Source organism: Rhizobacter sp., from assembly GCF_035702065.1.
In the GTDB taxonomy this organism is placed as follows: Bacteria; Pseudomonadota; Gammaproteobacteria; order Burkholderiales; family Burkholderiaceae_C; genus Rhizobacter.
Genome location: NZ_DASSRA010000448.1, coordinates 1 through 7,965, shown reverse-complemented (window position 1 = coordinate 7,965; position 7,965 = coordinate 1). Strand labels below are relative to the sequence as shown.

At 70.9% G+C, this 7,965-nt stretch carries 4 protein-coding genes; 2 read left to right on the top strand and 2 right to left on the bottom strand.

Features of this window, described 5'->3' with window-relative positions; translation table 11 throughout:
* Positions 1–1,138 (top strand): SulP family inorganic anion transporter (locus VFL64_RS19620; RefSeq protein WP_489542070.1); only part of this gene is annotated, 1,138 nt, incomplete at its 5' end.
* A 2-nt stretch (positions 1,139–1,140) separates the two neighbouring features.
* Here VFL64_RS19620 and cphA read toward each other — a convergent pair.
* Positions 1,141–3,723 (bottom strand): cyanophycin synthetase, encoded by a 2,583-nt coding sequence (gene cphA / locus VFL64_RS19615; protein WP_489542069.1) that lies wholly within the window; start codon positions 3,721–3,723, stop codon positions 1,141–1,143.
* Positions 3,724–3,739: 16 nt separating this feature from the next.
* Entirely contained in the window at positions 3,740–5,887 is a 2,148-nt protein-coding gene (locus tag VFL64_RS19610; RefSeq protein ID WP_489542068.1) for a cyanophycin synthetase, read from the bottom strand.
* Between the two features lie 125 nt (positions 5,888–6,012).
* Between VFL64_RS19610 and VFL64_RS19605 the strand changes: the two genes are divergently transcribed.
* The coding region (locus tag VFL64_RS19605; protein ID WP_489542067.1) for a cyanophycin metabolism-associated ABC transporter at positions 6,013–7,965 on the top strand (1,953 nt) is incomplete at its 3' end.

The window sequence follows — 7,965 nt, the reverse complement described above, 5'->3', positions numbered from 1 at the left end:
GCACTCTCCGGCGCCGCTAGTCGCTGTCGGCGGCAGCATTGCCGCAGCGTGGCTCTTCGGCCTGCAGGCAGCGGGTCTCTCGACGGTCGGCCTGATCCCGCAGGGATTTCCGTCGCTCACGATGCCGGATCTTGCGCTGATCGAGCAGTTGGTGCCGGGCGCGCTCGGCATTGCGCTGATGAGCTTCACCGAGACGGTGGCCGCCGGGCGGGCCTTCGCGCGCCGCGGCGACCCGCTGCCCGAAGCCAACCGCGAGCTGCTGGCCACCGGCATTGCCACGGCCGGTGGCGGCTTGCTGGGCGCCATGCCGGCCGGCGGAGGCACCTCGCAGACGGCCGTGAATGCCGCCACCGGCGCGCGCAGCCAGCTGGCCGGGCTGGTGACGGCAGCTGCCGCGCTGGCCGTCGCGCTGCTGATTGCGCCGCTCATCGGCCTGATGCCCAACGCCACGCTGGCCGCGGTGGTGGTGGTCTATTCGGTGGGGCTGATCAAGCCGGCCGAGTTCAGAGACATCCGCCAGATCCGGCGCACCGAGTTCGTCTGGGCCCTGGTGGCCATGGCCGGCGTGGTGCTGCTGGGCACGCTGCAGGGCATCGTGGTGGCCATCATCGTGTCACTGCTGGCGCTGGCCTACCAGGCTTCCGACCCGCCGGTGCACGTGCTGGGCCGCAAGCGCGGCACCAACATCTTCCGCCCGCTCAGCCAGGAAAAGAGCAACAACGAAACCTTCGAGGACCTGCTGATGCTGCGTCCCGAGGGGCGCATCTTCTTCGTCAATGCCGAGCGGCTGGGGCAGAAGATGCAGCGCCTGATCGACGAAGCCTCGCCGCGCGTGGTGGCGCTGCACCTGCGCAGCGTGGTCGACCTCGAATACACCGCGCTCAAGATGCTCATCGAGGCCGAGAAGCGCCTGCGCGATGCGGGCGTGATGCTCTGGCTGGTGGGCTTGAACCCCGGCGTGCTGGAGATGGTGCGCCGCTCGCCGCTTGGCGACACGCTCGGGCGCGAGCGGATGTTCTTCAACCTCGAGCAGGCGGTGGCGGCCTACCAGTCGGGCGGGGCCGCAGCCGCGCCGCAGCCGGGCAGCGAGGCGGCCCAATCCGAAACCGAGCCCGAGTCCGAAACGGACCCGGACTGAGCTCAGGCCGCGGCGCCGCCCGCCTCGGCGATGCGGCGTGCGAGGTGGGCGAGCGCCTCGTCCACCTGGTCGACCAGCACCAGGCACAGGTCGCCGGGCTGCAGAGCCGCCAAGGCTTGGTCGATGGCGGCGAACTCGCCGGTGATCTCTTCCACCTGGCTCACGCGTCGGGCGCCGCGCAGGCCTTCACGCAGCAGGGCCACCACCTCGCCGTCGGCGCGGCCGCGCTGGGCGGCGTCTTGGTACAGCAGCACGCTGTCGAATGCGGCGCCGAGGATGCGCGTCTGCTCGCGGATGTCTTCGTCGCGCCGGTCGCCGGCTGCGCTGATCACCACCGAGCGCTTGCGCGCCGGCATGGCCTCGACGGCGCCCACCAGGGCGCGCATGGCATCGGGGTTGTGGCCGTAGTCGGCCACGATGGTGGCGCCGCGGTAGTCCATCACGTTGAAGCGGCCGGGTGCGTTGTCGGCGTCGTTGACGAAGCTCGCGAGGCCACTGCGAACCGCGTCGAAGCTGAGGCCGCAGCCCCAGGCCGCGGCCACCGCGGCGAGTGCGTTCTCGACCTGGAAGCCGATGCTGCCGCCGCGCGTGAGCGGCACCTCGCGCAGCGAAATGCGTGCGCGGGCAGGCCCTTCCACGGCCACGATGTCCTCGCCCTCCACGTACACCGAGCGCTTGCCCTGGGCGCGGTGCGCCACCAGGGCCGGGTGCTGGCCATCCACCGCGAAAAGGATCACACCACCCGGTGTGTACGAGGCCATCGCCAGCGTGATCGGGTCGGCCGCGTTGAGCACCGCGAAGCCGGTGGTCGCCACGTTCTGCACGATCACGCGCTTGAGCACGGCGAGGTCTTCGACGGTGGTGATGTAGTTCAGGCCCAGGTGGTCGCCCGCGCCCACGTTGGTGACCACCGCCACCTGGCAGCGGTCGAAGCCCAGGCCTTCGCGCAGCATGCCGCCGCGGGCGGTCTCGAGCACGGCGGCCTCGGTGTCGGGGTGGGCCAGCACGTTGCGCGCGCTCTTGGGGCCGCTGCAGTCGCCGCTGTCGATCTGGTGGCCGTCGACCCACACGCCGTCGGTGTTGGTCATGCCGACCTTCAGGCCGGCGGCGGCGAACAGGTGCGCGATCAGGCGCGTGACGGTCGTCTTGCCGTTGGTGCCGGTGACGGCCACCACCGGGATGCGGCCGTCGTTGCCGGCCGGGTAGAGGCGCTCGACGATGGCCTCGCCCACGCCGCGCGGCTTGCCGAAGCTGGGCGCCAGGTGCATGCGCAGGCCGGGCGCGGCGTTCACCTCGACCACGCCGCCGCGCTGCTGCTCCAGCGGCACGCCCACGGTCTCGCAGACGACGTCGACGCCGCAGATCTCCAGGCCCACCATGCGCGCCGCGTTGACGGCGCGCGCGGCCACCTCGGGGTGCACGTCATCGGTCACGTCGGTGGCGGTGCCGCCGGTGCTGAGGTTGGCGTTGTTGCGCAGCACCACGCGCTGGCCCAGGGCCGGCACGGAGTCGACCGTCAGGCCTTGCAGGCCGAGGCGGGCGACGGCGATGTCGTCCAGCCGCACGCGGGTGAGCGAGGTGGCGTGGCCGTCGCCGCGGCGCGGGTCGGCGTTGACCTTGTCGACCAGCGCACGCACGCTGAGCACCCCGTCGCCCACCACGTAGGGCGGGTCGCGGCGCGCGGCGGCCACCAGCTTGTTGCCCACCACCAGCAGGCGGAAGTCGTGGCCGGGCAGGAACTGCTCCACCATCACCTCGCCGATCTCGTCGGCCACGCGGTAGGCGTGATCGAAGTGCTCGCGGTCGACGATGTTGACGGTGACGCCCTTGCCCTGGTTGCCGTCGCGCGGCTTCACCACCACCGGCAGGCCGAGCTCCTGGGCCACGGCCCAGCCGTCTTCCACACTGGTGACGGGGCGGCCCCGCGGCACCGGCACGCCGGCGGCGGCCAGCAGGCGCTTGGTGAGGTCTTTGTCCTGCGCGATGGACTCGGCCACGGCGCCGGTCGAGTCGACCTCGGCAGCCCAGATGCGGCGCTGCTTCGCGCCCCAGCCGAACTGCACCAGGCTGCCTTCGGTGAGACGGCGATACGGGATGCCGCGTGCCACGGCGGCGTTCACGATGGAGCCGGTGCTGGGCCCGAGGCGCACGTCTTCGTCGAGGGCACGCAGCTCGGCCACGGTGGCTTCGGTGTCGAAAGCCTGGCCGGCGACGGCAGCGGCCAGCAGCTGCTGCGCGAGCGCAATGGCGCGCAGGCCGACCTTCTCTTCGGTGTACTCGACGACGATCTGGTAGACGCCTTCTTCAGGCGCGGGCGTGGTGCGGGCAAAGCTCACCTGGCAGCCGGCACGTGCCTGCAGGGCCAGCGTCAGGCGTTCGAGCCAGCGGGCCAGCGGCACGGTTTCGGAGTCGCCGACGGGGCGCACCGGCGCCACTTCAGGCAGCAGCTCGCGCAGCTTGAGTTCGAGCGGTGCGCCGGCCTGGATCGCGCGCTCGGCGGGTTCGCAGCGCACGATCGCCTCGATGGCGGTGTGCCGGCTCCAGAGGTTGGGCCCGCGCAGGGCGCGGATGCGGGTGACTTCCATGGTGTCTCGGTATCTTTTATGCAGCAGCTTGGGCGTCGAAGGTGTCGATGCCGGCAGCCAGCAGCGCCGGCGCGAGCCCGAAGGCCCAGCCCGCGGTGACGGCCGGCAGCAGCACGGCCAGCGGCAGCGAGGGGGTGGCGTTGCGCAGCGTGAGCGGTGTTTCGGTGGCGCCTTCGCACAACCAGAGTCGGCCGTCGCGTGCCAGCACGGCGCGGCCACCGGCCTCGCGGTGTGCGGCCAGGGGCGCGGCGTCGGTGGCGTAGAGCAGCACGGTGCCGTCGCTGTACTGGGCCAGCTCGGCAATGCGGGAGTCGTCGGCATTGAGCACGCCGAAGCCGTCTGACAGCACCACGTCCATCTGAGTGCGCAGCACGCGCGGCAGGTCATCGGCCTCGCGGATGTCGTGGCGGGCCAGTGCTTCCGCACCGTCGAGGTCGGTCACCACGCCGATGCGGCAGCGGTCGTAGACCAGGCCCTGGTCGAGGATGGTGGCCGCGCTGTTCTCGAACACCGCGGCGTCCACGTCGCGGTTGAGCAGCACGCGTTCAGCCAGTTCGCCGCGGGTGGCGTCGCGCTCGTCGACGCGGCGCGTGCCGAGGAAGAGGCCCTCGCTGCAGGCCAGGCCGACCTGACGGCCCGACAGGTGCAGCAGCCAGGCGACGAGGCGCGCCACGCGGGTGGTCGCCGCGCCGCCGGCAATGCCGACGAGCGGGATGCGGCCGTCGTCGCTGGCCGGGAACAGGTGGTCGACGATGGCCTTGCCCACCGGACGCGGCGAGCCCACAGCCGGCTTCAGGTGGGCCAGCAGGCCGGGGCCTGCATTGACTTCGACCACCGCCGCCTGCTGGCCGCGCAGGGGGCGGCTCACGTCTTGCGCCACCAGGTCGACCCCGGCGATGTCCAGGCCCACGGTGCGCGCCGCCAGCGAGGCGATGCGGGCGAAGTCGGGGTGCAGCTCGTCGGTGCAGTCGATGGCCACGTTGCCGTTGCGCTGGATCAGCACGCGGCGGCCGGCGGCGGGCACGTCGTCGGGGGTGAGGCCCTGGCGGCCGAGGTCGGCAAGGATGCTGCCGTCGTCGCGGATGTCGAGCCACGCGAGCGGGTGGTCTTCGGTCTTGCCGCGGCGCGGGTCGCTGTTGATCTGGGCGTCGACCAGCGTGGCCACGTTGTCCTGGCCATTGCCGACCACCCAGGCTGCTTCGCCGCGGGCCGCGGCCACCACCTTGCCGGCCACCACCAGCAGGCGGTGCTCGTCGCCGGGGATGTAGCGCTCGACGATCACTTCGCTGCCGTGGTAGGCCGCGCGCTCGAAGGCCACTTCGATCTGCTCGCGGGTGGTGAGGTCGAGCGTCACGCCGCGGCCGTGGTTGCCGTCGGTCGGCTTCATGGCCACCGGCAGGCCGATGTCTTCGGCCGCGGCCCAGGCTTCGGCGGCGCTCTCGACGATGCTGCCCGCAGGCACCGGCACCCCCACGGCGGCCAGCAGGCGCTTGGTGAGGTCCTTGTCGCGCGCGATGCCTTCGGCGATGGCGCTGGTGCGGTCGGTCTCGGCCGTCCAGATGCGGTGCTGGCGGTTGCCGTGGCCCAGCTGCACCAGGTTGCCGTCGTTCAGGCGCAGGTGCGGAATGCGCCGCTCGGTGGCCGCGGCCACGATGTGGGCCGTGCTCGGGCCGAGGTAGGTGCGGTCGATGGCGTCGCGCACCGCTTCCACCGCCGCCGGCACATCGGTCGGGAGCTTGTTGATCACGTTCATCAGCAGCCGGTGGCCTTGCTCCAGCGCACTGCGCGCCACGGTCTCGTCGCGCGCGCGGAACACCATGCGGTACACGCCAGGCTGCGAGGTGCTGCGCGTCTGGCCGAAGCCGGTGGGCATGCTGGCCAGGTTGAGCAGTTCGATCACCACGTGCTCCAGCACGTGGCCCATCCAAGTGCCTTCGGTCAGGCGCTGCAGGAAGCCGCCGCGCTCGCCCACGCCGCAGTGGTGCTCTTCCAGCGCGGGCAGGGTGGCCGTGAGGCGCTGCACGAAGCCCGGCAGCTGGTGGGACGGGTGCTGCTCCAGCGCACCCAGATCGAGCCAGACCTCCAGGGCCGAGCGGTAGGTCCAGAGGTTGGGGCCGCGCAGGTAGGTCACGCGCAGCAGTCGGATGTCGTCGAAAGTGGTCATCGTTGGCGAGCAGGAGGGGCCATCGGGGCCGCCTCTCTTTTGCGGTGTGAATTATTCGCGTCTGGCGGCCCGGTGTCTCGGTGGATCGCATTGCGCGACAATCGCGCGTCGCTTCGCACCAACTCATGTCCACATCCGAACTGCGCCCTGCGCTTGCCGCTGCGGCCTCCCCGCCGCTGCAACCAGGGGAGAACGAACTGGCCCGCCTGGTCGTTGACCTCGATGGCAAAGATCGCTTCGCCTCCAGTGTCTTGCTGCTCACGGATCGCCGCCTGCTCTCCCATGACGGAGGGGCTTCCGGCTGGCAGGCCTGGCCATTGGCCGCGGGCCTGAACCTGCAGCACGCGGACAGCGGTGGCGTGGGTCAGTTGTCGCTCCACAGCGACAAGTCCCGCATTGCCGTGTGGCGCTACACCCTGGGTGCCGACCCGGCCGCGCTGCGCCTGCTGACCCTGTTCGAGCGCCAGATGCGGCGCCTGGTCGATGGCGAATCCGAACTCGACGAAGGCTTCGAGCCCGAAGAAACCGACTTCTCCGCCGAATCGCCCACCCCGCCCTCGACCTGGGTGCTGCTGCGCCTGGCGCGTTTTGCCCGCCCCTACCGCTGGCAACTGCTGCTGGGTTTCGTGCTGACGCTGACCTCGACCGCCGCCTCGCTGGTGCCACCGTACCTGACCATCCCGCTGATGGACGAGGTGCTGATCCCCTACCAGAACGGCAAGCAGATCGACACCTCGCACGTCTGGTGGTTGCTCTCCGGCTTGCTGGGTGCGGGCCTGATCGCCTGGGCCCTGGGCTGGTGGCGCACCTGGCTGCTGGCGCTGGTGAGCGAGCGCATCGGCGCCGACCTGCGCACCGCCACCTTCGACCACCTGCTGCAGCTGAGCCTCGACTACTTCGGCAGCAAGCGCACCGGCGACCTGATGTCGCGCATCGGCAGCGAATCCGATCGCATCTGCGTCTTTCTGTCGCTGCACGCGCTCGATTTCGCCACCGACGTGCTGATGATCGGCCTCACCGCCGCCATCCTCTTCAGCATCAACCCGGCCCTGGCCGTGGTGACGCTGCTGCCGTTGCCCTTCATCGCGTGGATGATCCACCTGGTGCGCGACCGCCTGCGCACCGGCTTCGAGAAGATCGACCGCGTGTGGGGCGAGGTCACCAGCGTGCTGGCCGACACCATCCCCGGCATCCGCGTGGTCAAGGCCTTTGCGCAAGAGCGGCGCGAGGCCGAGCGCTTTCGCCGCGCCAACCGCCACAACCTCGACGTGAACGACCGGCTCAACAAAACCTGGAGCCTGTTCTCGCCCACGGTCTCGCTGCTCACCGAGATCGGCCTGCTGGTCGTGTGGGCCTTCGGCATCTGGCTGATCAGCCGCAACAGCATCACGGTCGGCGTGCTGACCGCCTTCATCGCCTACATCGGGCGCTTCTACGGCCGGCTCGACTCGATGAGCCGCATCGTCTCGGTCACGCAGAAGGCGGCGGCCGGTGCCAAGCGCATCTTCGACATCCTCGACCACGTGAGCAACGTGCCCGAGCCGGCGCAGCCGGTGCCCATCGAGCGGCTCGAAGGGCGGCTCACGCTGCAGGGCGTGGGCTTCCGCTACGGCAGCCGCGCGGTGATCCGCGGGCTCGATCTCGAAGTGAAGCCCGGCGAGATGATCGGCCTGGTCGGCCACAGCGGCTCGGGCAAGAGCACGCTGGTCAACCTCATCTGCCGCTTCTACGACGTGACGGACGGCCGCATCCTGGTCGACGGCGTGGACGTCCGGTCCTACGCCGTCTCCGACTACCGCCGCCACATCGGGATCGTGCTGCAGGAACCATTCCTCTTCTACGGCACGATCGCCGAGAACATCGCCTACGGCCGGCCCGACGCCGACCGCAGCGAGATCATCGCCGCGGCCCGTGCGGCGCGCGCCCACGACTTCATCCTGCGTCTCCCCGACGGCTACGACTCGCTGGTGGGCGAGCGGGGGCAGGCGCTGTCCGGCGGCGAGCGGCAGCGGATCAGCATCGCGCGGGCTCTGCTGATCGACCCGGCCATCCTGATCCTGGACGAGGCCACTTCCTCG

What these genes read in the sequence shown, in the direction of transcription:
- cphA (WP_489542069.1), bottom strand. Translation starts at nt 3,723, where the DNA reads ATGGAAGTCACCCGCATCCGCGCCCTGCGCGGGCCCAACCTCTGGAGC.
- VFL64_RS19610 (WP_489542068.1), bottom strand. Translation starts at nt 5,887, where the DNA reads ATGACCACTTTCGACGACATCCGACTGCTGCGCGTGACCTACCTGCGC.